Origin of the sequence: Microbacterium sp. NPDC088619 (assembly GCF_044752825.1) — a bacterium.
Classification (GTDB): Bacteria; Actinomycetota; Actinomycetes; order Actinomycetales; family Microbacteriaceae; genus Microbacterium.
The window spans coordinates 1,155,038-1,180,989 of the sequence record NZ_JBIVLZ010000001.1 but is presented as its reverse complement, the minus strand read 5'-3'; the positions used below and the strand labels follow the sequence as shown (position 1 = coordinate 1,180,989).

The window sequence follows — 25,952 nt, the reverse complement described above, 5'->3', positions numbered from 1 at the left end:
CGAACGCCCCGACTCCGATGAGTCGGGGCGTTCGGCGTCTCTGCGAGGGCGTGTCTCGCATCCGGCTCATAGGCGTGATTGCTAGCCTCGGCAGTGCAAGGGGAGTACTCCCGTCTGCGGTGGTGTCGTCATTACGGATACGAAGTCGTGTCCCGGCCCACCGGCCCGCAAGGGTGGAGGAGACCTGGCGTCCGTATCCGCGGACGACCATGGACCCTCACCGCCCTGCTGTCGAGTCCCGTGGTCGTCCACACCACGAAGGAACCGTCACCATGGGAAAACTCAACCGACTGCTCGGGATGGCCGCTCGCGCTCTCGATCTCGACGAGAGCGGATCCCGCACGGACCGCGCCGGCTCGCATGCAGCGACGCCGCCTTCACCTGTCGGTCGGCAGGGCGGTACAGATCGCTACGCGCCTCCGCCCGCCCGCCCGGCGGCTCGGGATCCCTACTCGCCTCCTGCACCCGGCGCACCGGGTGCGGCCGGCGCGATCTCGGATGCCGACCGTGCAGCGATCGCGCGATACGACTACCTGCTCGAGACCGCTGATCCGCACCGCGTCGAACAGATCCATCGAGAGGCCTTCGCGCGTCTGACCCCCACTCAGCGTGCACAGGTGCAGCAGCGCATGAATGCCGAGCTCGCACCGGGCGAGCGTCCTGCATCGTCCTCGCCCGATGATCTCGCCCGCGCGGCCGGTCGGTCGGAGGCGGCGCGTCCTGGGCGTATGCGGGGCATACTCTCGCGCGTGCGCGGATTCGGCGCCGCCGGTGCCGTCGGCGGTGCCGCGATGGGGGCGTTGGGGGTCGTCGCGGTGGGTGCGATCGGCAGCGCCGTCGCCGCGCCTCTTCTCGAGCAGGCCGCCGGTCTCGGAGTCGACTTCGACGCACTCGCCCAGGGCGTCGACATCGAGGCGATCGCGAGCGGCCTCGGCGGCGAGGAGCTCGCGGGTGCTGCGGAAGGCGTGCTCGGATCCGCCGGGGAGACCGTCTCCGGTCTCGGCGACACGGCGAGCGAGTGGGGGCAGCGGCTCGGTGACCTCGGGATTCCCGGAATCGGCGATCTGTTCGGTCGATGAGCATCGCGAGCATGGCCGCAGCCGACCCGACGGCGTCTGATCACGGTTTCTCCGGTCTCACCGGATTCGCCGCCGATGTCCTCACCCATCTCGGCGACATCGGTGTGGGTGTGCTCGTGTTCCTCGAGGTGCTCGTCCCACCCATTCCCAGCGAGGTGATCCTGCCCTTCGCGGGGTACCTCAGCCAGAGCGGTGACCTCACCCTCGGATGGCTGATCCTCTGGAGCACTCTCGCGTCGTGGATCGGCGCGCTTCTGCTCTACTGGCTCGGGGCGGCCATCGGCATCGAACGGGCGGTGCGGCTCCTCTCCGCCACCAAGCTGGTCAGCCGTGCCGACCTGGATCGGGGAGTGGACTGGTTCCGGCGACGCGGCGGATGGACGGTGCTCGTCGGCCGGATGGTTCCCGGTGTGCGGAGCCTCATCTCCATCCCGGCGGGCGCGACGCGCATGAACCTGGTCCGATTCAGCGCGTACACGATCGTGGGAAGCGGCCTGTGGAATGCGCTGCTCATCGGGGTCGGCGCTGTGCTCGGCACTCAGCACGAGCAGCTCGAGCACCTGCTCGGATACCTGGACTACGCCGTCTACTCGGCACTGGCCATCGCGCTTGCCGTTCTGATCCTCCGGCGCGTCCGTGAGGCGCGTGCGTCCTAGGCGCCTCTCGGTCCTACTCGCCCGGTTCGCCGTGCTCCGGGTGGCGTCATCCGAGGCGCTGGCGGGTCGGCCGCGTCACATTCGCGGAAGTCGGCATGACAGTCGCCGGTGATATTCGGCGCCTCCGAATGTGCCAGGGTTTCACATGGTGATCCGCACGCGCTCGCAACAGGAAAGGAGTCGTTCATGAGTCAACCCGCTCTGCAGCCCTCCAGACCGGCTCGAACGCGTCGACGAACAAGGTGGCTGATCGCGGTCACCGCTGTCGCTGCGACCGCCCTGGTCGTCGTCGCATTGTTCGTGATAGGTCAGCGGCCCTGGCTCACCACCAACGTGACGATCTCCCTGCACTATGTCGGCGACGACGGGCATACGTACTCCTGCACCTACGACTACGGCACGTCGTCACGCCTGCCGATGCCCGCCGATATCGCCGAGAGCATGAACGAGAGCGACTGGTCGCAGACGGGTCAGCTCATCTACGACTGGGCGAAGAGCCACCCCGCTGATTCCTGGACGACGGAGGATGAGCTGCCCGCGGACGACCCTCGTTCGACGCGGGCGGACGCATCGTGGAGCCTCGCGAAGGATCGGTACGTCGTGTTCCCGCCGTGGACGATCGACACGGGCGACGGGCGCGAATACGAGCTGTGGTGGGAACAACGACCGGGGAGCGACTGCGCAGACGGCCTGCGATGAGTCCCTCATGACCCCGCACTGGATGTGGGTGCCCCCGCTGGGACTCGAACCCAGACTGAAGCGATTTTAAGTCGCCTGCCTCTGCCATTGGGCTACGGGGGCTCCATGCCGTGACTGGCTCAGAGTACACGGGGAGTGGTGGCCGGACGCGCGACGGGCGCTGCGCGGTGGTCTCTCGCGCTGCGCGGCCCTGGGCGAAGGGAGACGGGCGTCCCAGCGCCCGTCTCCCTGTGACGCTGCTGAGACAGCATCGCTACCCCCCGGCAACCGGCCGGACACGGCCGGTGAGCCCGCCACGAATGACGGTCTCACTGATCAAGACGACGATCCACGGTGTTCATTACGACGGTCGCGGCTAAAGTATCGGGATTCCGAATGGGTTGCGCCTTCGCAGTGCAACTCGATCTCAGAAAGAGTGAATCCGAGTCCACCCAACCCATAGGGTGGGGGAGTGCTCGACCTCACCGCCGATCTGAGCCCCGATCAGGGACGAAGCGCCGTCTCGCCCGAGTGGCAGGACCCATCACGATACTGGCCGCGCCTGTCTGCCGCGACCGGCCATCTGCCGGCTCCCGTGGCGGTGATCGATCGTGAGGCGCTGCGCTACAACGCCCTGGACCTGCTGGTCCGCGCGGGGGGACTGCCGATTCGCGTCGCGTCGAAGTCCGTGCGCGTCCGCTCGATCCTCGACGCCGTGCTGCAGCTCCCGGGGTTCAAGGGGATACTCGCCTTCACCTTGGCCGAGGCCCTCTGGCTCGCCGAGACGCACGATGACATCGTCGTCGGATATCCGACAGTCGATCGCGCGGGACTCGCCCAGCTCTTCGAGTCCGAGGAGGCGGCCAGACGGATCACGCTGATGGTCGACGATCCCGCGCACCTCGACATCGTCGACAGCGTCGCGCCTGCGGGCAGCCGCCCTGACATCCGCGTCGCGATCGACGCCGACGCGTCACTGCGATCCGCCGCTCTCGGCCATATCGGCGTGCGGCGGTCTGCTCTGTTCACCGCTGGCGAGGTCGCCGCTTTCGCACGCACGATCGTGCGGCGCCCCGGATTCCGGCTCGTCGGGCTGCAGATGTACGAGGCCCAGATCGCAGGTCAGGGCGACAACGCCGGAGCGGACGCCCCGGTGATCCGTCTGATGCAGGCTCGTTCCCGATCCGAGCTGCGCGATCGTCGAGCGGCGATCGTCGGTGCGCTGTCAGAGGTCGCGTCACTCGAGTTCCTCAACGGGGGCGGCACCGGCTCGCTCGAGTTCACCGGCAGCGACGAATCGCTGACCGAGGCGAGCGCGGGTAGCGGATTGCTCGGCGGCCATCTCTTCGACGGATACCGGTCGTTCCGCCCGGCGCCGGCGTCCGCCTTCGCTTTCGACGTGGTGCGGCGGCCCGCCGCCGACATCGCGACCGTGCTCGGTGGCGGATGGATCGCGTCGGGGCCCGCCGTCGCATCGCGGCAGCCGCTGCCCGTCTGGCCGCAGGGGCTGCGCACGCTGCCTCGTGAGGCCGCGGGCGAGGTGCAGACTCCGCTGCAGGGTCGAGAGGCACAACGGCTCGGCGTGGGTGACCGCGTCTGGTTCCGCCATGCGAAGAGCGGCGAGCCCGCCGAGCGCATCGACAGCTACCAGCTCGTCTCGGGCGATGAGATCATCGGCGAGCTTCCGACGTACCGCGGCGAGGGGAAGGCCTTCCTGTGACCCGGATCGGGGGCACCTGGCAGAACTGGGGAAGGTCGGCGCAGGTCACACCGCTTCGCGTCGAGCGCCCGCGCACCCCCGAAGGCGTGCAGCGCGCAGTCCGCGCCGCGGTCGCACAGGGGCTGACGGTGAAAGCGGTCGGTGCCGGGCACAGTTTCACGGGCATCGCCGTGGCACCCGGGGTGCTGCTGGAGCTCGACGACATGCAGGGTCTGGTGTCGGCGGACGCGGCGACCGGACGAGTCACGCTGCTCGCGGGCACTCGGCTGCACCGCATCCCGTCGCTCCTCGCACCGCTCGGCCTCGCGATGGAGAACCTCGGCGACATCGACCGGCAGTCGATCTCGGGCGCGATCTCGACGGGGACGCACGGCACTGGAGCGGGCTTCGGCGGTCTCGCGACTCAGGTCGTCGGTGCGACCCTGGTCACAGCCGCAGGGGAGTTCCTCCGAGTGGATGAGAGGCAGAACGCCGACCTGCTTCCTGCGGTCGCGCTGGGCCTCGGCGCCCTCGGCATCCTGGTCGACGTGACGCTGCAGTGCGTGCCGATCTTCCTCATGGAGGCGATCGATGAGCCGGTGCCGCTCGAGGAGGTGCTCGAGACCCTGCACGACAGGGTCGGGGCATCGGACCACTTCGAGTTCTACTGGTTTCCGCACACGGATGTCGCCCTGACCAAACGGCAGACGAGGGTGCCCGAGTCGACGAGGCGGCAGCCGCTGCCTGTGGTGGGACGCTGGATCGACGAGACGCTGCTCTCGAACGGCGTGTACCGGGCGGTGTGCGCGACCGGGCAGGCTGTCCCGGCCATCACTCCGCCTTTCAACAGACTCGCGGTGAAGCTCACGGGCGATCGGCGGTACACCGAGTTGTCGCACAGAGTCCTGACACAGAGCCGCACGGTGAGGTTCCGCGAGATGGAATACGCGCTCCCCGTAGAGAATGTCGTGCCGGCGTTCCGTGCGGTGTGCGACCTCATCGAGCAGCGCGGCTGGCGCATCGAGTTTCCCATCGAGGTGCGCTTCGCGGCGGAAGACGACAGATGGCTGTCGACGGCATTCGGCAGGGCGAGCGGCTACATCGCGGTCCACCGCTACTGGCGTTCCGACCCGACCGCGTACTTCGAGGCCGTCGAGCAGATCATGATCGAGCACGGGGGGCGCCCCCACTGGGGCAAGCTGCACACGCAGACGGCTGAGCAGCTGAGCGAGAGCTACCCGCGTTTCGCTGACTTCACCGCGCTCCGCGATCGACTCGACCCCGATCGTCGGTTCACCAATCGGTACCTCGATCGGGTTCTCGGCGCATGATCCGGTTCTGTGCCTGGCCGGCGCACCCAGTCGACGCGCAGGCTGCGCCGATAGGATGAGACAAACACGAGGAAGGGTGGGCCTCTGATGGAATGGCTCGTGCCGGTACTGATCGTCGTCGGTGTGATTCTGCTCATCGGAATCTACCTCTGGGCGACCTACAACTCGCTGGTGCAGCTGAACGTCCGCGTCGATGAGGCGTGGAGTGGCATCACGGTTCAGCTGAAGCGCAGGGCAGATCTGATACCCAACCTCATCGAGACGGTGAAGGGCTATGCCTCGCACGAGAAGGCGGTCTTCGAGAACGTCACTCGTGCGCGAGCCGAGACGCTCTCCGCCGGCAGCCCCGGTGAGGCGGGCATCGCCGAGGGTCACCTTCAGCAGGCACTCCGCAGCCTTTTCGCGGTCGCAGAGGCGTATCCGCAGCTGCAGGCGAGCCAGAACTTCCTGCAGGTGCAGCAGGCCCTCGTCGACACCGAAGACAAGATCCAGGCCGCGCGCCGCTTCTACAACGGCGGGGTCCGCGAACTGAACACCAAGATCAAGGTCTTCCCTAACAATCTCTTCGCAAAGGGACTCGGATTCACGGAGCGTGAGTTCTTCGAGGTCGCTGACAGCGGCGCGATCTCCGAGCCACCCCGCGTGCAGTTCTGACCCGCGGAAAGGCCCGATGCGCACCGGCGCATCGGGCCTTCTGCATGTCCGGTCCCGGGTGGCGAGTCGATCGCAGGGCCTGAACGCCGCTCACCAGACGTCGAGCTTCACATCGTCACCCTCGACGGTCACGCCGCCGCGGAGCGTCCAGGACTCCGTGCGATACGTCTCGGTCCTCGGACTGCCGTCCTGACCTGTGCCTGAGACGGTGGCGACGAGGATGCCGCCGTCGGCGACGAATCCACCGTCCGTCAGCTCGAGGACCGGCAGCTGCTCGATGCGGAAGCGGACGTCGTCGACCGCGGCGAACTCGGTACCCCACGGGATCCTGATCCCGCATCCGTCGGGAACGGCGTCATCGACGACCTCCGCAGAGGTGCACTCCTCGAGGTGGTCGTCCAGCGCCTGCTGCGCGGCCGTGCGCTCATCGTTCTCAGGCGTCGGTGCGCCGCTCGTCGCAGTGGGATCGGCCACAGGAGGGACGTCGCTCGATGACAGCCACAGCCATGACGCCGCCCCCACGACGAGGAGCGCGGCAGCGGCGCCGCCGATCGCCCAGGTGAGGCCGCGGTTCACGACGGCACCTCTCTCGCGTGCACATGGCGACGCACCGAGGTGTCCGGGCGAACCGAGAGTGCAGCGTGAAGAGCCTCTGCCGCGGTGCCCCACCGCGAGACCGAAACATGCGCGAGGCCCTGCCAGTCCGCTGCGAGCGCCAGCTCTGCGGCGATCCGCTCGGCGTCGGCATCCGGCCTGGCTTGGGGCTCCCACCAGGCCGACTGCACCTGAAGCGTCGACGTCGCGCGGTCGGCCTTCAGATCGACTCGGGCCACGATCCGGTCGCCGACGAGCACGGGCAGCGAGTAATACCCGAATCGCCGCTTGTCGGCGGGGACGTAGATCTCGATCCGGTAGTCGAGCTCGAAGGCGCGCAGCGCTCTGTCTCGGAACCAGACGACGGGATCGAACGGTGTCAGCAGGGCGGCGGCGTCGATCCGGCGCGGCGGCACGGCCTCGCGATGTCGCCAGCTCGGGAGCGGGCGACCACCGCGGTCCCACCCCCGCACCGACACCGGCAGGAGCTCACCCGTGTCGACCAGATCGGCGATCGACTGCGAGACCGCCGCGCGATCGCGGATGCGGTGGTAGTCGGCGAGATCCGACTGCGTCGCGACTCCCGACGAGCGCGCCGCCCGACGAGTGAGCTCGCGGATCGCATCGTCCCGCGGTACATGGCGCGACAGGATGGCGTCGGGGATCACCTGCTCGGCGAGGGCGTAGCTGCGCTCGAAGCCCTTCCGGCCGCTGATCGCGACGTCGCCGGTGCGCCACAGGTGCTCGAGCGCGAGCTTGACGTCGTCCCAATCCCACCACGTGCCGCGCTCGCGGGGCGCATCCTCTCGGAGATCCGCCGGTCGCAGGGGCCCCCGCGCCCGGAGCTCGTCCTGCACCCAGCGCAGGGTGCGAGTGTTGGTGCTCATCCAGGAATCGGGGGCCGCCCATCTGGCGCGGAAGTGATCCATGCGGAATCGCCAGAGCGGCCAGTCGTCGATGGGGATGAACGTCGCCTCGTGTGCCATGTACTCGACGTAGTGGGTCGTGCGCGAATGGAAGACACGATCGAACAGGGCCGGTTCGTAGGCGCCCAGGCGCGAGAACAGCGGCATGTAGTGCGACCGCGCGAAGACGTTGACCGAGTCGATCTGCAGCACGCCGAGACGATCCATGACGCGGTGGATGTGTCGAGCCGACACCGCAGCCGGACGTGCACGTGAGAAGCCCTGCGCGGCGAGCGCCATGCGACGGGCCTGGGCGGCGCTGAGGGTGTCGGTCACCTCGTCAGGGTAGCGCCGAGCGCCGACATCTGCGCCCGGCCCGTCACGACCGGCGGCGTCTGCGCCGTAGACTTGGCCGATGAGCGAAGAGCAGCGTCCGCGGCTGAGAGACCTCTTCCGTCCGCGCCCCGTCTCCCTCGACCGCACGGTGACCACCGAGGCCGACGAAGCGGTCCCTCGAGGGCTGCGCGTCACTGCGGCATACTCCTGGCGCATCCTGCTGATCGCCGCGGTGGTGGCCGGATTCATCTGGCTCGTCATCGAGCTGAAGCTGCTCGTGATCCCGCTCATGGTCGGCATCCTCATCACGGCGCTGCTGTGGCCGGGATTCCAGTGGATGCTGCGCCACCGCTTCCCGCGGTGGCTGGCGGTCGCCCTCTCGATCATCGGCACGCTCGCCATCGTGTCCCTGCTGATGTGGCTCGTGATCTGGCAGGTCCGTGCGCAGCTGCCCGACGTGCAGGAGCGCAGTGCGCAGGCGGTCGATGAGTTCCGGCAGTTCCTGCTCACGGGGCCGTTGCACCTGAGCGACTCGCAGATCCAGGGGTACATCGACCAGGCCCTCGAAGTCGTCAACGAGCAGACTCAGACGCTCCTGAACGGCGCACTCGCGGTCGGGACGACCGCCGCGCACGTGGTGACCGGAGCGGTGCTCTCGCTGTTCATCCTGATCTGCCTGCTCGCCGACGGGCGGGGCATCTGGCGCTGGACGCTGCGCCTCTTCCCGCGCGCGGCTCGCCCCGCCGCCGACGCCGCGGCGAGCAACGGCTTCGCCACGATCGTCAACTACGCCCGAACGCAGCTCCTCGTCGCGGCGATCGACGCGGTCGGCATCGGCGTCGGCGCCGCTCTGCTGGGCGTTCCGCTGGCGATCCCGGTCGCCGTGCTCGTCTTCCTCGGTTCGTTCGTCCCGATCGTCGGTGCCGTAGTGACGGGCGCCATCGCCGTCCTGCTCGCGCTGGTCTACAACGGCCCCTGGATCGCGCTCGCGATGCTGGCCGTCGTGCTGGGCGTGCAGCAGCTCGAGGGCCACATCCTCCAGCCGATCCTGATGGGCTCGGCTGTCAAGGTCCATCCGCTCGCCGTCGTCCTGGTGGTCGCCGGGGGCTCGATGGTCGGCGGCATCCCCGGGGCGCTGTTCGCGGTGCCGCTGGCAGCCTTCGTCAACGTCGCAGCGGTGACGGTCAGCACCGGCGCCTGGCGCACCGGCGACCAACCGAACGCAGACCTAATCTGGAGCACAGTGCCGCGCGAGCGCACACGGAGGAATCGATGAGCGCAGTCCCCAGCCTGACCGAGTTCGAGAACGCCGCTCAGAGTCTGGCTGAGGTGATCACGCGAACGCCGACCCTGCCCTCGCGCGCTCTGTCGGATGTGCTCGGTGCCCCGGTCGTCCTCAAGATGGAGAACCTGCAGCGAACGGGATCCTTCAAGATCCGGGGATCCGCATATCGCCTCTCCCAGCTGAGCGCCGAGGAGCGCTCACGCGGGGTGGTCGCGGCGTCCGCGGGAAATCACGCGCAGGGCGTCGCACTTGCGGCGCAGACCCTCGGAATCCAGGCGACCATCTTCGTGCCGATCGGCATCCCGGTGCCCAAGCTGCTGGCGACCAGGAGCTACGGCGCCGAGGTCGTGCTCGAGGGCGAGACCGTTGCGACCTCGCTGCGTCTCGCCGCCGAGTTCGCCGAGCGCACGGGAGCGGTGATCATCCATCCGTTCGACCACCGCGATGTCGTCATCGGGCAGGGCACACTCGGACTCGAACTGCTCGAGGATGCCCCGGATGTGGACACCATCGTGCTGGGGATCGGCGGGGGAGGCCTCATCGCCGGTGTCGCCGCCGCGGTGAAGGCCAAGGCTGCCGAGCTGGGCCGCACCGTCCGCATCATCGGCGTCCAGGCCGAGAACGCCGCGGCGATGCTTCCCTCACTCGAGGCGGGATACCCGGTCGACATCGAGACGAAGCCCACGATCGCCGACGGCATCCTGGTCGCACGACCCGGCGCCATCCCGTTCGAGATCATCAAGGACCTCGTCGACGAGGTCGTCACGGTGACGGACGACGACCTCGCACGCGCCATCCTGGTGCTGCTCGAGCAGTCCAAGGTGATCGCGGAGCCCGCGGGTGCGGTCGGAGTCGCCGCGATCCTCGCCGGCAAGGTGAAGGCCAGCGGCAAGACCATGGCCGTCGTCTCCGGCGGCAACATCGACCCGCTGCTGCTGCAGCGTGTCGTCTCGCACGGCCTTGCGGCCTCGGGTCGATACCTCACGATCCGCATCCCGCTGCCGGACCGCCCCGGTCAGCTCGCACGCGTGTCCGAGCTCATCGCCCAGGCGGGAGCTAACGTGATCGAGGCCATGCACACGCGGCACGGACACGGTCTGCAGATCAGCGAGGTGTTCCTCGAGCTCAGCGTCGAGACGCGTGGCGCCGAGCATTCCGAGCACACCCTCGACACGCTCCGCCACGCCGGCTTCCAGCCGATCGTCGTACCGGACTGACGACGTCCTGACATGCAGATGCCCCGTCCGAGTGGACGGGGCATCTGCATGTCAGGACGCTGTGTCGGCGTGGCCGGGGTCAGCCCGTGTAGGTCTCGACGTTCACGATCTCGACCGAGATCGCGCGGCCGTTCGGAGCCTCGTAGGACGACTTCTCGCCGACCTTCAGCCCGAGGATCGCCTGCCCGAGAGGGCTGGCCTCGCTGTACACGTCGAGGTCGCTGCCCACGGCGATCTCGCGGCTGCCGAGGAGGAAGACCTCTTCGCCACCGGCGACCACAGCGGTCACGACCGTGCCGGGCTCGACGATGCCGCGGCTCGCCGGTGCCTCGCCGACCTTGGCCGTCTTGAGGAGGTTCTCGAGGGTGCGGATCCGCGCCTCCTGCTTGCCCTGCTCGTCCTTGGCGGCGTGGTATCCGCCGTTCTCCTTGAGGTCGCCCTCTTCGCGTGCCGCTTCGATGCGCTTGGCGATCTCTTCGCGACCGGTGGTGGAGAGGTGCTCGAGCTCGGCGACGAGCCGGTCATACGCTTCCTGCGTGAGGAAGGGAACCTGAGCGTCAGTAGACATGACGAAGCTCCTTCGGTAGGTACCCGGCGACGTTCCGCGGGGGATATGCCAAGACGCCCCGGCACGGTGCCAGGGCGTCATCTGTCTGGCACGAGTCTAGGCGACCCAGCAGCTGTTCACCAAACCTGTGGTCGCGGCTGCGACGGTGGGAACAGTGGCCGAGAGCGCCTGGGAATGCGTGTCTCCGGCAGGGATCTCGACGACCTTCCACCCGACCACTCCGAACTCCTCGTCGAGTGCCTCGACGACGCAGGCCACGTCCTTTCCCTGCACCCCGGTGATCTGGAAGCGCACGGTGACGCTGTGCTCGTCGACCAGGTCGAACCCGAGGTCGTCGGAGTCGACCGCGTTCATCTGCGACGTGACGATCATCCAGCCGAATGCGCCGACGAGCAGCACGGCGAGGGTGATGACGACGATCCACGGACCCCGTCTGGTGCGGGTGCGGCCATAGCGGTCGTCGAGCTGTTGTGCGGTCGTCACAGGGTGGGTCTTCCGGTCGTTAGGCTGGTAACTCCAGGTTATGCGACCTGCGCATGAAAGGCAGACTCCATGCTTGCTCTGACCGAGACCCCGATGCCGACGCCCACGATGACGGTGGCACCGGAGCTGGTCACGCCCGGATTCGTCGGCTTCGCCGCCGTGGTGATCATCCTGATCGCAGTGATCCTCCTGATCCTCGACATGAACCGTCGGATCCGTCGGGTGCGCTACCGCGAAGAGGTCCGGGAAGAGCTCGACGCCGAAGAGGCCGCTCTGGCGGCAGACGAGGCGACCGAGACCGATGCCGATCTGCCGATCGTCCGCGAAGGCGACGACGACCCCGAGAGGCGCTGACGCCGCCCGGAGCGGTTCAGGCCCCGAGCGACGGGGACAGCGGTGCCAGGGCGATGAGCAGACATGCGAACCAATGGCACAGGAACGCGAGAACCGTGCACACGTGGAAGATCTCGTGGAAGCCGAAATGGCCGGGCCACGGATTCGGCTTCTTGAGCGCGTAGACGATCGCACCGCCGGTGTAGAGCAGCCCGCCGACGATGACGAGGACCATCATCGTCGCGTTCGCGACGAAGAGGTCGGCGAGATACATCACCGCCGCCCATCCGAGGAGCAGGTATAGCGCTACGTAGAGCCACCGTGGGGCGTTGATCCAGAACACCCGGAACAGGATGCCGATCAGGGCACCCGTCCAGACGAAGACGAGAAGCAGTGCCCCCTTCCCCGGGGGCAGTGCGAGGACGGCGAGTGGGGTGTACGTGCCGGCGATCAGAAGCAGGATGTTCGCGTGGTCGATCCGCTTCAGGGTCATCCTGACCTTCGGGCTCCAGTCGAACCGGTGGTAGAGCGCCGAGTTGCCGAACAGCAGCAGCGACGACGCCATGAACACGGCTGCGGCCCATTTGGCGGCGCCGCCCTGCGCGACGATGATCAGCACCACGCCGGCGACCAGCGCGATCGGGAACGTCGCCGCGTGGATCCATCCGCGCCACGTGGGCTTGATCTCGACGGCGGCGTCGTGCGCGGCCTCGTCCATGAGAGGCAGCTGGGGAACGTCGGGTACCGAGGAGTCGGGTGTGCTCACGCCCTCATTTTAGGCGGGTGGTCAGGCCCGGGTGCGTGTACAACCTGAGCGTCAGTCCGTGTCGCTACGGCGTCGGCACGATAGCGTAGGGAGGTGATGTCACGCGATGTTCAGGGGCGGGGGCCGCTGTACCGGCTCTACACCAGCAGGCTTCGCCGACACCTCGACCCGGAGTCGGTGCCGCATCACGTCGCGATGATGATCGACGGCAACCGACGATGGGCGCGTCAGCTGGGTTACGAGACCCCGGCGGAGGGCCATCGTGCCGGTGCCGCGAAGATGCGGGAGTTCCTCGGATGGTGCGACGAGCTCGGCATCCGCGTCGTGTCGCTCTATCTGCTGTCGAGCGACAACCTGCTCAAGCGCGACTCCGCCGAGCTCGCCGACCTGATCGAGATCATCGCGGAGCTCGCCGAGGCCCTGTCGCGCGAAGGCAATTGGCGAGTGAAGCACGTCGGCCGCTCCGACATCCTGCCCGCGGAGCTCGCGAGGGTGCTCGACGACGCGCAGGAACGCACGCGCGACCACACGGGACTCCACGTCAATCTCGCAGTCGGCTACGGCGGCCGCAACGAGATCGTCGATGCCGTGCGCAGCATCGTGACCGCGCACCAGGCTTCGGGCGGCACCATCGAAGACCTCGCCGCGCATCTCACGCCCGAGATGATCGGCGAGCATCTCTACACCGGTGGGCAGCCGGATCCCGATCTCGTCATCCGCACGAGCGGGGAGCAGCGCCTGAGCGATTTCCTGCTGTGGCAGAGCGCCCACAGCGAGTTCTACTTCGTCGAGGCGCTCGGACCCGATCTGCGCCAGGTCGACTTCCTCCGAGCGATCCGCGACTTCGCCGATCGCGATCGGCGCTTCGGTCGCTGATCCGCCCCTCGCAGACGGTCGGTCACGACTCGTTAATCAACACGTAACGAACTGGTGGCGTGTCGAGCCGGGCGAATGTCGGCACCTGGTCGTAGCTTCTAGGCATCGGGCAAGGTGCCCGTCGGGTCGGCCTCAGGTTGACGACTCGTGACCCCCTGGTCGACTCGTTCGAACAACCGGGATTCCCCGGGTCGGGAGTGGGTCGTGACCTCACGTACAGCGCAGCAGTCGACAGGCACCGCGCAGCAGTCCACCCGTAAGACGACGACGCGAGCAGCGTCCGCTGATCCTGATCAGGATCTCCGGACCTATGTGCTCGACACGTCCGTCCTGCTGAGTGATCCGCAGGCCTTCTTCCGGTTCGCCGAGCATTCGGTGGTCGTTCCGGTCGTGGTCATCACCGAGCTCGAGGGCAAACGCCATGACCCCGAGATCGGCTACTTCGCCCGTCAGGCGCTGCGTCATCTCGACGACCTGCGTGTCGAGCACGGGCGTCTGGACTTCCCGGTCGAGGTCGGGGAGGGTGGCACGCTCCGCGTCGAGCTCGCCAACACCGATGCCTCGGTGCTCCCGGCCGGGATCCGACTCAGCGACAACGACACCCGCATCCTCTCCGTCGCCATGAACCTCGCGCAGGACGGTCAGGACGTCACGATCGTCTCGAAGGATCTTCCGATGCGGGTCAAGGCCGCGTCCCTCGGCCTTCGCGCAGAGGAGTATCTCGCCGAGCAGGCCGTCGACTCCGGGTGGACGGGCATCACCACGCTCGACCTGTCGGGCGATGAGATCAGCGACCTGTACGAGAGCGAGGTCGGCATCAGCGAAGACGCCAGAGGCCTGGCGGTCAACACGGGACTCATCATCCACTCCGAGCGCGGATCCGCGCTCGGCAGGGTCACCGGTGACGGCGAGTACAAGCTCGTGCGTGGCGATCGCGACATCTTCGGCATGCACGGGCGCTCCGCCGAACAGCGGATCGCGATCGACCTTCTCACCGATCCCGATATCGGGATCGTCTCTCTCGGCGGGCGCGCGGGCACCGGAAAGTCGGCCCTGGCGCTCTGCGCCGGTCTCGAGGCGGTGCTCGAGCGGCAGCAGCAGAAGAAGATCATCGTGTTCCGGCCGCTGTTCGCCGTCGGAGGCCAGGAGCTCGGCTACCTGCCCGGTGACCAGGGCGAGAAGATGGGGCCGTGGGGGCAGGCGGTCTTCGACACACTCGGCTCGGTGGTCTCCGGCAACGTCATGGAGGAGATCGTCGAACGGGGCATCCTCGAGGTGCTTCCGCTCACGCACATCCGCGGTCGTTCGCTGCACGACGCGTTCGTGATCGTCGACGAGGCGCAGTCTCTCGAGCGCAACGTGCTGCTGACGGTCCTCAGCCGCATGGGGCAGAACTCCCGAGTGATCCTGACCCACGACGTCGGTCAGCGCGACAACCTCCGCGTCGGACGCCACGACGGCATCGCCAGTGTGATCGAGACGCTCAAGGGGCATGACCTGTTCGCCCATGTGACCCTGATGCGCTCGGAGCGCTCCGCGATCGCGGCCCTCGTGACAGAGCTTCTGGAGGGAGGCGAGCTCAGCTGAGCCGACCCTCCGACAGCGGATGCCGTGGTCCCACGGCATCCGCTGTCGTGTATTCCGGAGGATGCGTCGGCGATTCGCTTCCGTCTGCGGAGACGTCGGCATACGCTCGTGGCACCGACCGCAGACGATGGAGTGATGCGCGATGAGTGAGACGACGAAGACCGTAGAAGATGACCGGCTGCCGCCCGTAGCAGTGGATGAGAAGCCGCGATGGACACCGCTGAAGGTCGTGCTCTGGGTGGCGATCGCGCTGCTCGGTGGTATCGCCTGGACGATGCTCGCGATCGTCAGAGGAGAGACGGTGAACGCGATCTGGTTCGTGTTCGCCGCGGTCTGCACCTACCTCGTGTTCTACCGTTTCTACTCGAAGTTCATCGAGCGCAACCTGGTCAAGCCGAACGACCGGCGGGCTACCCCCGCCGAATACAAGGCAGACGGCAAGGACTACGTCGCCACGGATCGTCGCGTGCTGTTCGGCCACCACTTCGCCGCCATCGCCGGTGCCGGCCCGCTCGTCGGTCCGGTGCTGGCCGCGCAGATGGGCTACCTTCCGGGCACGATCTGGATCATCGTCGGGGTCGTGCTGGCCGGTGCCGTGCAGGACTATCTCGTGATGTTCTTCTCGATGCGGCGCGGCGGGCGTTCGCTCGGGCAGATGGCCCGCGACGAGCTGGGCCGATTCGGCGGCACCGCCGCGATCGTGGCGACGCTCCTCATCATGATCATCATCACGGCGATCCTCGCGCTCGTGGTCGTGAACGCCCTCGGCGAAAGCCCCTGGGGCGTGTTCTCCGTGGCGATGACGATCCCGATCGCCCTGTTCATGGGCGCCTATCTCCGGTGGATCCGCCCTGGCAAGATCACCGAGGTGTCTATCATCGGCTTCGTGCTGCTGATGGCCGCGATCATCGGCGGCGGCATGGTCGCGGAGACCGATTGGGGCCAGGCGATCTTCACGCTCGACCGGACGACGATCGCCTGGGGCATCATCATCTACGGCTTCATCGCCGCGGTGCTGCCCGTATGGATGCTGCTCGCCCCGCGCGACTACCTCTCGACGTTCATGAAGATCGGTGTCATCGTGGCGCTCGCCGTCGCGATCCTGTTCGTGCGGCCAGAGATCACCGTCCCGGCCTTCAGCGAGTTCGCCTCGGGGGAGACCGGCCCCGTCTGGGCAGGGGCGCTCTTCCCGTTCCTCTTCGTGACGATCGCCTGCGGGGCGCTGAGCGGATTCCATGCGCTCATCGCGTCGGGCACGACGCCGAAGATGATCGAGAAGGAGAAGCAGACCCGCTTCATCGGCTACGGCGGGATGCTCATGGAGTCCTTCGTGGCGATCATGGCCCTCGTGGCGGCGATCTCGATCGACCGAGGGCTGTACTTCGCGATGAACTCGTCGCCGGCCGCGACACTCGGCACCGTCGAGGGCGCGGTGGCGTTCGTCAACGGTCTCGGCCTGACCGGAGTGAATCTGACACCCGAGATGCTCACGAGCACGGCCGAGGCAGTGGGGGAGGAGTCGATCGTCTCCCGCACCGGCGGCGCACCGACGCTGGCCCTCGGCCTCGCGCACATCATGCAGCAGTGGATCGGCGGCACCGGGATGATGGCGTTCTGGTATCACTTCGCCATCATGTTCGAGGCGCTGTTCATCCTGACGGCGGTGGATGCCGGCACCCGCGTCGCGCGCTTCATGCTGCAGGACTCGGTGGGCAACGTCATCCCCCGCTTCAAGGACACTTCGTGGCGAGTGGGCGCGTGGATCTGCACGGCGGTGATGGTCGCGGGGTGGGGCGCGGTGCTCATCATGGGCGTCACGGATCCGCTCGGCGGTATTAACACCCTGTTCCCGCTGTTCGGCATCGCGAACCAGCTGCTCGCGGCCATCGCCCTCGCGGTGGTGCTCACCATCGTGGCGCGCAGACGCACGTTCAAGATCCTGTGGGTGGTCGCCCTGCCGCTGGCGTTCGTCACGGTCGTGACGGTCACTGCCTCGCTGCAGAAGATCTTCTCGAGCGTGCCGCAGGTCGGGTATTTCGCGAATCATGTCGCGTTCAGAGATGCCCTGGCAGCGGGAGAGACGTCGTTCGGCACGGCCACCAGCGTCGCGGCGATGGAAGCGGTCGTGCGCAACACGATGATCCAGGGCATCCTGTCGGTGACGTTCCTCGTGCTGTCGGTGATCGTCATCACCATCTCGCTCATCAAGGTCATCCAGGCCGTGCGTCCCGGCCCTGTCATCGACCACGAGGACCCGGAGGTGCCGTCGCGCCGCTTCGCACCCGCCGGTCTCATAGCGTCGTCGAAAGAACGGGCGGTCGAGAAGCAGTGGAACGCACTGCCCTCGTCCGCTCAGCCGACGAGGGGGCACTGATGGCTGCCGTGGTGACCGACCATGTTCGGCGGGCCTGGCAGATGGTCGCCTGGTACGTGAACGGCGTGACGGGACAGTCGCGCTACACGTCCTACGTCGCGCACGAGCGGGAACGGCATCCGGAGCGAGAACCGCTCAGCGAGCGCGAGTTCTGGCGTGCGCACTATGCCCAGCAGGACACCGACCCGGGCGCCCGCTGCTGCTGAGGGGCCGGAGACGACGGATGCGCCGATCTGCACACGTTGCCGCGGTGTGCACATCGATCTTGTCGAAAGGTGTGCGATCTGGGGCATCGTGTGCAATTCGTAACGCAGACTTCGGTGCGGTGGAATCGCGGATGTCAGTCCCGCGTCGACGAACGGTGAATCGCGGCGAGGATGGCCTTCTGGACCTCCGCCCAGTTGTGCACGATCTGCGCGTAATCGAATCGCAGCGTCTCGTAACCTCGAGCCGAGGCCGCCGAGTCTCGCACCAGATCCTTGTGCCGATGTGAGGCATCGTCGTGATTCGACTTGCCGTCTGCTTCGAGGATCAGTCGCCTGTCGATGACGAAGTCGACGCGCCCGACTCCGTCGATCGTCACCTGGCAGTCAAGCCTGATCCCGAGGAGATGCAGTCTCAACCGCAGCAACGACTCCAGTCCGCTGTCCGCATCCGACCGTGCGATATCGACGAGCCAGCGCGCGTTCTGGGGGAGCGCAGCTCGCACCTGTCCACGTGCAGCCTTCGAGAGCTTGCCGAGTCGCCAGGCAGACTCGTAGGCCGCGAAGAACGCTTCGTCGCCGGCGCATCGTCGGAAGTGCACGAGCGCGACGGCGAGAGAGGCCGTAGCGAGAGGGCGAGTCCCCCGGTAGTAGTGGATGACGCAGGTGCAGTCGGGATGCTGATGGCCATGACGGCCGGGACCGAGCCAGACGTGCACGGCGAGTGTCGTGGGTAACGTCCAGATTTCGTGCGCTCGGAGTACGGTCACACAGGTGGTGGCACCCCCGTGCATGACAGCTGTGCGCACGTCGTCCGGTACTGGACCTGACGCGAAGACGCCGGGGCGCAGCCGCTCGATCTCCCCGGAATCGACCCTGCGTGACAGCGTGCGTCGGTCGAACCCGAGACCCTCGAGCCGGGAACCGCGCGCGATGCCGCCGAGTCGCTGAATGGTGTCGGGTGCAGAGAGCATGACGACCACCCTGCCGCCTGCTCGGCGACGCTCCCCGACGCGAAGCCGCGATGAGTGGACAACCGAGCCGGAAAGAGGAGGGGTGGAGGTTGAGTGGCTCGTCCCAGGCTGCACAGCCCGTCACGCACAGCGACCATGCACCGTGCATCAGTGTGCAGGACGGGACGTCGTGTGCAGAACGGGCGAACGGTCGGACGCCCGGCGACACGGCCCGGAGACGACGGATGCCGCAGGGACCGAGTCCCTGCGGCATCCGTGTGTCAGTGACCGATGATCAACCGGGGTGGGTCATCGAGAGCAGGTCGAGCTTCTCGTCGAGCTGCTCGACCGTCAGGTCGCCGCGCTCGACGTAGCCGAGGTCGATGACCGCGTCGCGCACCGTGATGCCCTTCGCGACGGAGTGCTTGGCGATCTTCGCCGCCGCCTCATAGCCGATCAGCTTGTTGAGCGGAGTGACGATCGACGGGCTCATGCCGGCGAAGGCCGCGGCGCGATCGAGGTTCGCCTGCAGTCCGTCGACGGTCTTGTCGGCGAGCACGCGCGAGGCGTTCGCGAGCAGTCGGATCGACTCGAGCACGGCGGTGCCCATGACCGGGATGGCGACGTTCAGCTCGAACGAGCCTGATGCGCCGGCCCAGGCGACCGTCGCGTCGTTGCCGATCACGCGGGCGCACACCATGAGCACGGCTTCGGGAACGACCGGGTTGACCTTGCCGGGCATGATCGACGATCCGGGCTGCAGATCGGGGATGTGCAGCTCGCCGAGACCTGTGTTGGGGCCCGAGCCCATCCACCGCAGGTCGTTGTTGATCTTGGTCAGCGAGACCGCGATCGTGCGCAGCGCGCCCGACGCCTCGACGAGTCCGTCGCGGTTCGCCTGTGCCTCGAAGTGGTCCTTCGCCTCGGTGATCGGCAGCTCGGTCTCGGCGGCGAGCAGCTCGATGACCTTCTGCGGGAATCCGAGCGGAGTGTTGATGCCGGTGCCGGTCGCGGTGCCGCCCAGCGGGACCTCGGCGACGCGGGGGAGCGCAGACTGCACGCGCTCGATGCCGAGGCGCATCTGACGGGCGTAGCCGCCGAACTCCTGGCCGAGCGTGACCGGGGTGGCGTCCATGAGGTGCGTGCGGCCGGACTTCACCGCGTCCTTCCACAGCTCGGCCTTCGCCTCGAAGGCGACGGCGAGGTGGTCGAGCGCGGGGATGAGCGTGTCGATGAGTGCCTGCGTGACGGCGATGTGCACGGAGGTCGGGAACACGTCGTTCGACGACTGCGAGGCGTTCACATGGTCGTTCGGGTGCACGTTCGCACCGAGGATGCGGGTCGCGAGCGTGGCGAGCACCTCGTTCATGTTCATGTTCGACGACGTGCCGGAGCCCGTCTGGTACGTGTCGACCGGGAACTCACTGTCGTGGGCGCCGGAGGCGACCTGGTCGGCGGCCTGGGCGATCGCGTCGGCGATGGCGCCGTCGAGGGTGCCCAGCTCCTTGTTCGCGAGCGCGGCAGCCTTCTTGATGCGTGCGAGCGCAGCGATCTGCGTGGATTCGAGGCCCTTGCCCGAGATGGGGAAGTTCTCGACGGCGCGCTGCGTCTGTGCTCCGTAGAGCGCGTTCACGGGAACCCGCACCTCGCCCATGGTGTCGTGCTCGATGCGGTACCCCTGCGCGTCTGCGCCGCTGTGCTGGTCGGTCATTCCGAACCCTCCTTGGTTGCGGGGCCGTGCCCCTCGGTGTCGTTTCCGTCTGTGTCGATTCCGACCGTGATGACGGGCACCGCTGTGCCCTCGGCCAGACGGTAGTTGGCGCCGACGATGCCCAGACGGCCGTCGGAGACAGCCTGCGAGATCACCTCGGACGACTGCAGCAGGTCCCGGACCGTGTTGCGCAGGTGCTCTTCGCCGACGAGCTCCGCGTCGATCTCGTCGACCGTGGTGCCGCCGCTCTCGGCCAGCACCTTGCGGGCCGCCGGGACGATCGGGGCGATGAGCTTCCAGATGTGCGGGGGCAGGGGAGCGGCGTCGATGGCCGTTCCGTCGATGGCGGCACGCACGGCGCCGCATGAGTCATGTGCGAGGACGACGATCAGGGGCACGTTCAGCACGGCGACCGCATACTCGAGGCTCGCGACGATGGACTCGCCGATCACCTGGCCGGCGTTGCGCACGACGAACAGGTCGCCGAGTCCGAGGTCGAAGATGATCTCAGCGGCGAGGCGCGAGTCGGAGCAGCCGAACAGGGTCGCGACAGGATGCTGCGCGGCGGCGAGGTGCTTGCGGCGAGCCACATCCTGATTCGGATGCCGGGGTGCGTCATCGACGAATCGCTGATTGCCGTCCTGCATCTGCTTCCAGGCAGCAGCGGGGGTGAGCGCGTGGGTCATGTTCACTCCGAGAGGTCGCGGATCTGGGGGACGAGGGACTCGGCGAGTTCCGCGGTGGAGTCTGCGGAACGCGAACCGTAGAGCAACAGGTAGTCGTCACCCGCCTGGGTGCCGATCGCATAGGTGATGTTCTGCTTCGCGCCGGCATCGCCGAGGTGGTAGACATCCCAGTCCAGGCCGCCGATCGACGTCGTGTCGGTGGGGGCGGTGCCGTTGAGACGCTGAGGGGCCCAGGAGGAGTCGGCGTCGAAGGCCTGCGCGAGCTTGATGAATCCGCGCTCGTCCTCCGCGGATGGTGCCAGAGTGACGTCCCAGACCACGGTGGCGCCGCTCGTGAGCTCTGCGGTGTTGACCCGCCAGAAGTCCGCCAGATCGGGCACGATCACGGGGCGATCCATGGTGGACTCCACGTCGGCGGCGATGCCGACCACGTCGATCTTCTGCGTGGTCGCAGGTTCTCCGCGGGGAACGGCCAGCACGATCACCGCGACGATGGCGAGTGTGACGATCAGCGCGGCCACCAGGCTGCGCACGGTCTGGCTCGAGCGGTAGGCCTTGCTCGAGGCGGCCTTGCGTGCGGCTGTCTCGTCGGGCGTCTCCGGACGCCCGAGCTCGGCGACGATGGGAGCCGGCTTGCTCACGATTCGTCTCCCTCGGCGGTGCCGGTCGACGTGGCGCGCGCGGCCTCGAGGCGACGCTTCGCGCCGAGCAGCCATTCCTCGCAGCGAGCGGCGAGGGCCTCGCCGCGCTCCCAGAGCGCGAGCGACTGCTCGAGGGTCGGAGCGCCCTGTTCGAGTTCGGAGACGACCTTCACGAGCTCATCTCGAGCGGCCTCGAATGACAGCGTGTCCACGGGGGTGTCATTCAGCGCACTCACGCCTCCATCCTACGCCGTGCGCAGGGCACGCTCAGCCGGAACGAGGCACCGGTGCTTCCTCGATCTCACCCTCGGAGCGCGCCGCGATCGAGCCGCGGTCGACCGTGATCGTCAGGCCGCTGCCGGCCGGCGCGTCCGCGGCGTCTCGGAGGATCACTCCACCGTCGAGGTGGGCGATCGCGTAGCCGCGCGACAAAGTGGCTGCAGGAGAGAGCGCCCGCAGCGAGGCCCGTAGCTCGCTGGTCGCGCGACCGGCTGCATCATGCTGGCGTCTGATCGTGTCGCGGCCGCGCGAGAGCAGCAACCACACATCCTGAGATCGCGACTCGATGATCGGATCGGGGGAGCGCAGAGAGGGGCGCGAGCGCAGCTGCTCGAGTTGCGCGATGTCGTGCGAGAGCCGCTGCGTCAGTCTGGTCGTCGCTCTCGAACGCAGCTGCGCGATCAGAGCCCTCTGCTCGCTGACATCGGGGACGACGCGTTTCGCGGCGTCCGTGGGAGTCGACGCGCGCAGATCGGCGACGTCGTCGAGCAGCGGGTGATCGTTCTCGTGCCCGATCGCGCTGACGATCGGAGTGGACGCAGCCGCCACGGCCCTCACGAGACGCTCGTCGCTGAACCCGAGAAGCGTCTGCGGATCGCCGCCACCTCGGGCGATGACGATCACATCGACATCGGGGTCGGCGTCGAGACGCGCCAATGCGGCGAGGGTCTCCGGCACGCACCGGTCGCCCTGCACGGCGGCGTACTCGGTGCGGAACCGCACCTGGGGCCAGCGCAGCTCCGCGTTGCGGTGCACGTCCTTCTCAGCATCGGACTTCTCGCCGGTGATCAGTCCGATCACGTGGGGGAGGAAGGGCAGGCGCTTCTTGCGGGAGGGATCGAAAAGGCCCTCCTGACGCAGCTGCAGGCGGAGCTTCTCGAGCTTCTCGAGCTGATCGCCGAGACCGACGTGCTTCATCGCGGACACGGCGAAGCTGAAGTCGCCGGCTTTGACGAAGTAGTCGGCCTTGACCGCCGCGACGACGTGGTCGCCCACGGCCAGATCGCCGGGGATCCGCGGGCGGACGCTCGACCAGATCCGGATCGAGATCTGTGCGTCGGATCGCGTGTCCTTGAGGCGCGCGAAGATGTTGCCGCCGCGCACGTTCCAGGAGGTGATCTCGCCTTCGACCCACACGGTGTTCCAGCGGGCCACGAAGTCGCGGATCGTGCCGTTCAGGCGCGCGACCGAGGTGGGAGCATCGGCCGACGAGTCGCGCGGAGCGACCGCATCCGCCGGCGGGGACTCGCCGGGGCTCGTCGTGGCTTCGAAGACCGTCATCCGCTCAGTGCACCTTCCCGCTCCTGCTCAGGTTGTCGACGGTAGAATTCAAGAGTGACCTCGACTGCCGTACATCTGCCCCTTCCGCGCGTTCCACGAGTACGTGGTGCGGCCGGGCGGCTTCAGGATAACCCGGTCGTCGGGAACAAGCGTGTTCTGCTCGCCGCTCCGCGGGGGTACTGCGCCGGGGTGGATCGCGCGGTGGTCGCCGTCGAGAAGGCCCTCGAGCGCTACGGCGCTCCCGTCTACGTGCGCAAGCAGATCGTGCACAACATCCACGTGGTGACCGAGCTCGAAGACAAGGGCGCGATCTTCGTCGAGGAGGTCGACGAGGTTCCCGAGGGCGCTCATGTCGTCTTCAGCGCGCATGGCGTCTCGCCAGCCGTCGTCGAGGCGGCATCCGATCGCGGACTCCACGCGATCGACGCGACCTGTCCGCTGGTCACCAAGGTGCACCGCGAGGCCGTCCGGTTCGCCCGCGACGACTTCGAGATCCTGCTCATCGGCCACGAGGGGCACGAGGAGGTCGAGGGCACGGCCGGGGAAGCCCCCGAGCACGTGACCATCGTGAACTCGCCGGCCGAAGCCGACACCGTGCAGGTGAAGGATCCGTCGAAGGTCGTCTGGCTCTCGCAGACCACGCTCTCGGTAGACGAGACCATGGAGACGGTGAATCGCCTGCGGGCTCGGTTCCCCGAGATGCACAATCCGCCGTCGGATGACATCTGCTACGCGACCCAGAACCGCCAGGTCGCGATCAAGAAGGTCGCCGCGAACGCCGATCTCGTGATCGTCGTCGGGTCGGCGAACTCCTCCAACTCCGTGCGCCTGGTCGAGGTCGCACTCGAGTACGGTGCCAAGGCCGCCTACCGCGTGGACTACGCCGAAGAGGTCAAGCAGGAGTGGCTCGACGGCGTCGTCACGGTGGGCGTCACCAGCGGCGCCTCCGTTCCCGAGGTCCTCGTGCACGAGGTGCTGGAGGCGCTCGACGGCGCCGGCTACCGCGACGTCGAAGAGGTCAAGACGGCGGAGGAGGACCTGATGTTCTCGCTGCCGAAGGAACTGCGGCAGGATGCTGCGGGCCAGCGCGACGCGCGTGCGCTGGGGGGCCGTTCTTCCAGCGGGAACGCCTGACGGTGGCCGCCACAGAGGCGGCACCGACGCTGATCGGCTCGGTCCAGCGTGCACTCCGACTCGTCGACATGGTCGCGAACTCTCCGCGTCCGGTGCCGGTCAAGACTCTCGCCATGCGAACCGGCCTCACCCCGGGCACGACCTACAACCTCGTGCGCACGCTGGTGCATGAGGGGTACCTTGTGAGCGAGCCGGACGGTCTGGTCCTCGGCGAGAACTTCCCCGCGTTCCGGATGCAGTCCGACGCCGGGGGCGTGTTCTTCGCGCACGTCCGCGCGGCGCTGCGTCAGACCTCCGACGAGGTGGGCGCTTCCGCATACCTGTCTCGATATCAGGACGGCGAAGTGCACCTCATCGACATCGTGGAGGCCACGCGCAGTCCTCGGCTCGATCTGTGGGTCGGTCTCGACTCGAGCGCGCATGCCACGGCGCTCGGCAAGCAGATCCTCAGCGATCTGAGCGGAGAGGAGCGCGCTGACTATCTCTCTCGGCATCCGCTGGAGGAACTCACGTCTCGCACGATCAGTGACCGGCGTTCGCTGCTCGCGGAGCTCGACCGCTCTCCGGGATTCGCCGTGGACCGCGAGGAGTATGCCATCGGCAACACCTGCGTCGCCGTTCCCGTGATCGCCCCGAACGTCAGAGCCTCACTCGCCGTCTCGCTTCCGGTGGGACACCCGCGCTTCGATCGCGGCCTCGTCGGGAAGCTCAAGCTCGTGGCGCGACGGTTGTCGGTGCAGTTGGGGGCGGATGCTCTGGGCGGCGGCGCAGCCCGTCTCGCGACGTCGATCTGACGCAGCACTCGTCGCCCGTCCGGCGCTCTTCACTATCTGAAGAAGTGCCCCTGGTGCTCGGGCACGCGTTTTCCCTAACATGTGAGTTGTAGTCGTCTGTGCAATCGGCGCTACCGGTGGTGGAACGTCCCCAGCGTTCCTCGACCCACTTGGATGACGAGCGTCCCCAGCGTTCCGAGTCCGCGGCCCCGAGGAGTCCCCACTCCTCCGGGGCCGCCATTCTTTCGGGCCTGCAGTCTGTGAGTCGTGCATCGACCGGGCGGATACCATGGCCGAATGACCGATCAGCGTCCCCAGTACGGCGAAATCGCGACCCTCGAAGAGCAGCGGAGAGCAGCAGGACTGCCGCCGCTGGGTGAGGTGCAGGCTGTGGAGATGAGCGCGACCGAGAGCGTGCCCGCTCGCGGCGACCGAGTCCCTTCCGCCTCGGCAGCGGCTCGTCCGCGTCCCGTCGATCGCTTCGTGACCATCGCACTGCTCGCCTACGGGCTGATCAACGTCGTGATGACAGGGCTGTCGTACCTCGACTTCTCCACCGCGATGAATCAGATGATGACGGTTCTCGGCGTGGACGGCGAGTTCACCAACTTCGCTGAGGGCAGGATCTGGGGCACGGTCGCGGCGATCGTGCTCGCCGTGGGCTGGTCGCTCACCGCTTTCCTGTCGATCCGCCGCCTGCGCACCGGCAAGCTCTCGTGGTGGGTTCCGCTGGCCGGCGCGGCCGTCACTCTGCTCGTGGCGTCTGTGTGCGCTGCGATTCCACTGATGAACGACCCGGCCTTCATCGACTTCGTCGCCAAGACGGCGGGTCAATGACCGTGTGAAACAAGAGATGCCCCCGGCCGTTCG

27 protein-coding genes and 1 tRNA gene are annotated in these 25,952 nt (G+C 67.6%); 16 read left to right on the top strand and 12 right to left on the bottom strand.

The genetic code is table 11. The features are described from left to right. Positions 1-272 precede the first annotated feature (272 nt). The 3 genes from ACIP5T_RS06025 (at position 273) to ACIP5T_RS06015 (ending at position 2,434) form a co-directional block, all read left to right on the top strand. Positions 273-1,079 (top strand): cation-transporting ATPase, encoded by an 807-nt coding sequence (locus ACIP5T_RS06025; protein ID WP_400861470.1) that lies wholly within the window; start codon positions 273-275, stop codon positions 1,077-1,079. Then, positions 1,076-1,735, top strand: a complete 660-nt coding sequence (locus tag ACIP5T_RS06020; RefSeq protein WP_400861468.1) for a DedA family protein — start codon at positions 1,076-1,078, stop codon at positions 1,733-1,735. The genes ACIP5T_RS06025 and ACIP5T_RS06020 overlap by 4 nt, the downstream gene beginning before the upstream one ends. Positions 1,736-1,921: 186 nt before the next feature. Beyond that, on the top strand, positions 1,922-2,434 hold the full coding sequence (locus ACIP5T_RS06015) for a hypothetical protein (protein WP_400861465.1): 513 nt from the start codon (positions 1,922-1,924) through the stop codon (positions 2,432-2,434). A gap of 29 nt (positions 2,435-2,463) precedes the next feature. Here ACIP5T_RS06015 and ACIP5T_RS06010 read toward each other — a convergent pair. After that, positions 2,464-2,536 (bottom strand) — tRNA-Leu (locus ACIP5T_RS06010). A gap of 349 nt (positions 2,537-2,885) precedes the next feature. On the opposite strand from ACIP5T_RS06010, the gene ACIP5T_RS06005 reads away from it, so the two are divergent. The 3 genes from ACIP5T_RS06005 (at position 2,886) to ACIP5T_RS05995 (ending at position 6,097) form a co-directional block, all read left to right on the top strand. Next, positions 2,886-4,133, top strand: a complete 1,248-nt coding sequence (locus ACIP5T_RS06005; protein ID WP_400861462.1) for an amino acid deaminase/aldolase — start codon at positions 2,886-2,888, stop codon at positions 4,131-4,133. Next, complete coding sequence (locus ACIP5T_RS06000; protein ID WP_400861459.1) at positions 4,130-5,443, top strand: D-arabinono-1,4-lactone oxidase; 1,314 nt, start codon at positions 4,130-4,132, stop codon at positions 5,441-5,443. The genes ACIP5T_RS06005 and ACIP5T_RS06000 overlap by 4 nt, the downstream gene beginning before the upstream one ends. Positions 5,444-5,530: 87 nt before the next feature. Beyond that, the gene (locus ACIP5T_RS05995; protein WP_042542063.1) at positions 5,531-6,097 is read left to right on the top strand and encodes a LemA family protein; all 567 of its coding nucleotides are present in this window, start codon (positions 5,531-5,533) and stop codon (positions 6,095-6,097) included. A gap of 90 nt (positions 6,098-6,187) precedes the next feature. On the opposite strand, the gene ACIP5T_RS05990 is transcribed toward ACIP5T_RS05995, so the two are convergent. Both ACIP5T_RS05990 and ACIP5T_RS05985 read right to left on the bottom strand, forming a co-directional pair. Further along, positions 6,188-6,673, bottom strand: coding sequence for a hypothetical protein (locus tag ACIP5T_RS05990; RefSeq protein ID WP_400861456.1), 486 nt, complete (start codon positions 6,671-6,673; stop codon positions 6,188-6,190). After that, the gene (locus tag ACIP5T_RS05985; protein WP_400861453.1) at positions 6,670-7,932 is read right to left on the bottom strand and encodes a winged helix-turn-helix domain-containing protein; all 1,263 of its coding nucleotides are present in this window, start codon (positions 7,930-7,932) and stop codon (positions 6,670-6,672) included. Before ACIP5T_RS05985 ends, ACIP5T_RS05990 begins: the two co-directional genes overlap by 4 nt. Positions 7,933-8,011: 79 nt before the next feature. Here ACIP5T_RS05985 and ACIP5T_RS05980 point away from each other — a divergent pair, with 79 nt between their 5' ends. Both ACIP5T_RS05980 and ilvA read left to right on the top strand, forming a co-directional pair. Continuing rightward, the gene (locus ACIP5T_RS05980) at positions 8,012-9,208 is read left to right on the top strand and encodes an AI-2E family transporter (RefSeq protein ID WP_400861451.1); all 1,197 of its coding nucleotides are present in this window, start codon (positions 8,012-8,014) and stop codon (positions 9,206-9,208) included. After that, positions 9,205-10,434, top strand: a complete 1,230-nt coding sequence (ilvA, locus tag ACIP5T_RS05975) for a threonine ammonia-lyase (RefSeq protein ID WP_400861449.1) — start codon at positions 9,205-9,207, stop codon at positions 10,432-10,434. Before ACIP5T_RS05980 ends, ilvA begins: the two co-directional genes overlap by 4 nt. A 79-nt stretch (positions 10,435-10,513) precedes the next feature. Here the strand turns inward: ilvA and greA are convergent, their stop codons facing one another. Next, entirely contained in the window at positions 10,514-11,002 is a 489-nt protein-coding gene (gene greA / locus ACIP5T_RS05970; protein WP_053095514.1) for a transcription elongation factor GreA, read from the bottom strand. 96 nt (positions 11,003-11,098) lie between these two features. Next, a complete protein-coding gene (locus ACIP5T_RS05965) occupies positions 11,099-11,485 on the bottom strand; it encodes a DUF4307 domain-containing protein (RefSeq protein WP_311260036.1) in 387 nt (128 codons plus the stop codon). 69 nt (positions 11,486-11,554) lie between these two features. On the opposite strand from ACIP5T_RS05965, the gene ACIP5T_RS05960 reads away from it, so the two are divergent. After that, positions 11,555-11,839: a hypothetical protein gene (locus ACIP5T_RS05960; protein WP_400861445.1), complete on the top strand. Its 285-nt coding sequence runs from the start codon at positions 11,555-11,557 to the stop codon at positions 11,837-11,839. 16 nt (positions 11,840-11,855) lie between these two features. On the opposite strand, the gene ACIP5T_RS05955 is transcribed toward ACIP5T_RS05960, so the two are convergent. Further along, positions 11,856-12,536: a hemolysin III family protein gene (locus ACIP5T_RS05955; RefSeq protein ID WP_400864632.1), complete on the bottom strand. Its 681-nt coding sequence runs from the start codon at positions 12,534-12,536 to the stop codon at positions 11,856-11,858. Positions 12,537-12,680: 144 nt separating this feature from the next. Here ACIP5T_RS05955 and ACIP5T_RS05950 point away from each other — a divergent pair, with 144 nt between their 5' ends. The 4 genes from ACIP5T_RS05950 to ACIP5T_RS05935 all read left to right on the top strand — a co-directional run bounded on the left by ACIP5T_RS05950 (position 12,681) and on the right by ACIP5T_RS05935 (position 17,627). Continuing rightward, complete coding sequence (locus tag ACIP5T_RS05950) at positions 12,681-13,460, top strand: isoprenyl transferase (RefSeq protein WP_400864629.1); 780 nt, start codon at positions 12,681-12,683, stop codon at positions 13,458-13,460. Positions 13,461-13,664: 204 nt separating this feature from the next. Next, positions 13,665-15,047 carry a PhoH family protein gene (locus ACIP5T_RS05945; protein ID WP_400861442.1) on the top strand — a complete coding sequence of 461 codons (1,383 nt, stop codon included), beginning with the start codon at positions 13,665-13,667 and terminating at the stop codon, positions 15,045-15,047. A gap of 142 nt (positions 15,048-15,189) precedes the next feature. Next, entirely contained in the window at positions 15,190-17,421 is a 2,232-nt protein-coding gene (locus ACIP5T_RS05940; RefSeq protein WP_400861440.1) for a carbon starvation CstA family protein, read from the top strand. Continuing rightward, on the top strand, positions 17,421-17,627 hold the full coding sequence (locus ACIP5T_RS05935; protein WP_400861437.1) for a YbdD/YjiX family protein: 207 nt from the start codon (positions 17,421-17,423) through the stop codon (positions 17,625-17,627). The genes ACIP5T_RS05940 and ACIP5T_RS05935 overlap by 1 nt, the downstream gene beginning before the upstream one ends. A gap of 134 nt (positions 17,628-17,761) precedes the next feature. Here ACIP5T_RS05935 and ACIP5T_RS05930 read toward each other — a convergent pair whose 3' ends face one another. From ACIP5T_RS05930 to xseA, 6 genes are all read right to left on the bottom strand, one after another. Further along, complete coding sequence (locus ACIP5T_RS05930; RefSeq protein WP_400861434.1) at positions 17,762-18,598, bottom strand: DUF559 domain-containing protein; 837 nt, start codon at positions 18,596-18,598, stop codon at positions 17,762-17,764. Between the two features lie 274 nt (positions 18,599-18,872). Continuing rightward, the gene (locus ACIP5T_RS05925; RefSeq protein ID WP_400861432.1) at positions 18,873-20,288 is read right to left on the bottom strand and encodes a class II fumarate hydratase; all 1,416 of its coding nucleotides are present in this window, start codon (positions 20,286-20,288) and stop codon (positions 18,873-18,875) included. Continuing rightward, the gene (locus ACIP5T_RS05920; protein WP_400861429.1) at positions 20,285-20,974 is read right to left on the bottom strand and encodes a carbonic anhydrase; all 690 of its coding nucleotides are present in this window, start codon (positions 20,972-20,974) and stop codon (positions 20,285-20,287) included. The genes ACIP5T_RS05925 and ACIP5T_RS05920 overlap by 4 nt, the downstream gene beginning before the upstream one ends. 2 nt (positions 20,975-20,976) lie before the next feature. Beyond that, entirely contained in the window at positions 20,977-21,615 is a 639-nt protein-coding gene (locus tag ACIP5T_RS05915; RefSeq protein WP_400861426.1) for a DUF4245 family protein, read from the bottom strand. Further along, positions 21,612-21,851: an exodeoxyribonuclease VII small subunit gene (locus ACIP5T_RS05910; protein ID WP_042542048.1), complete on the bottom strand. Its 240-nt coding sequence runs from the start codon at positions 21,849-21,851 to the stop codon at positions 21,612-21,614. Before ACIP5T_RS05910 ends, ACIP5T_RS05915 begins: the two co-directional genes overlap by 4 nt. A gap of 31 nt (positions 21,852-21,882) precedes the next feature. Then, a complete protein-coding gene (gene xseA / locus ACIP5T_RS05905; protein ID WP_400861422.1) occupies positions 21,883-23,175 on the bottom strand; it encodes an exodeoxyribonuclease VII large subunit in 1,293 nt (430 codons plus the stop codon). Positions 23,176-23,250: 75 nt separating this feature from the next. Here xseA and ACIP5T_RS05900 point away from each other — a divergent pair, with 75 nt between their 5' ends. The 3 genes from ACIP5T_RS05900 (at position 23,251) to ACIP5T_RS05890 (ending at position 25,919) form a co-directional block, all read left to right on the top strand. Then, entirely contained in the window at positions 23,251-24,309 is a 1,059-nt protein-coding gene (locus ACIP5T_RS05900; RefSeq protein ID WP_400864626.1) for a 4-hydroxy-3-methylbut-2-enyl diphosphate reductase, read from the top strand. Positions 24,310-24,311: 2 nt separating this feature from the next. Continuing rightward, complete coding sequence (locus tag ACIP5T_RS05895) at positions 24,312-25,103, top strand: IclR family transcriptional regulator (protein ID WP_400861419.1); 792 nt, start codon at positions 24,312-24,314, stop codon at positions 25,101-25,103. 276 nt (positions 25,104-25,379) lie between these two features. Next, positions 25,380-25,919: a DUF6264 family protein gene (locus ACIP5T_RS05890; protein WP_400861416.1), complete on the top strand. Its 540-nt coding sequence runs from the start codon at positions 25,380-25,382 to the stop codon at positions 25,917-25,919. Positions 25,920-25,952: the final 33 nt, after the last annotated feature.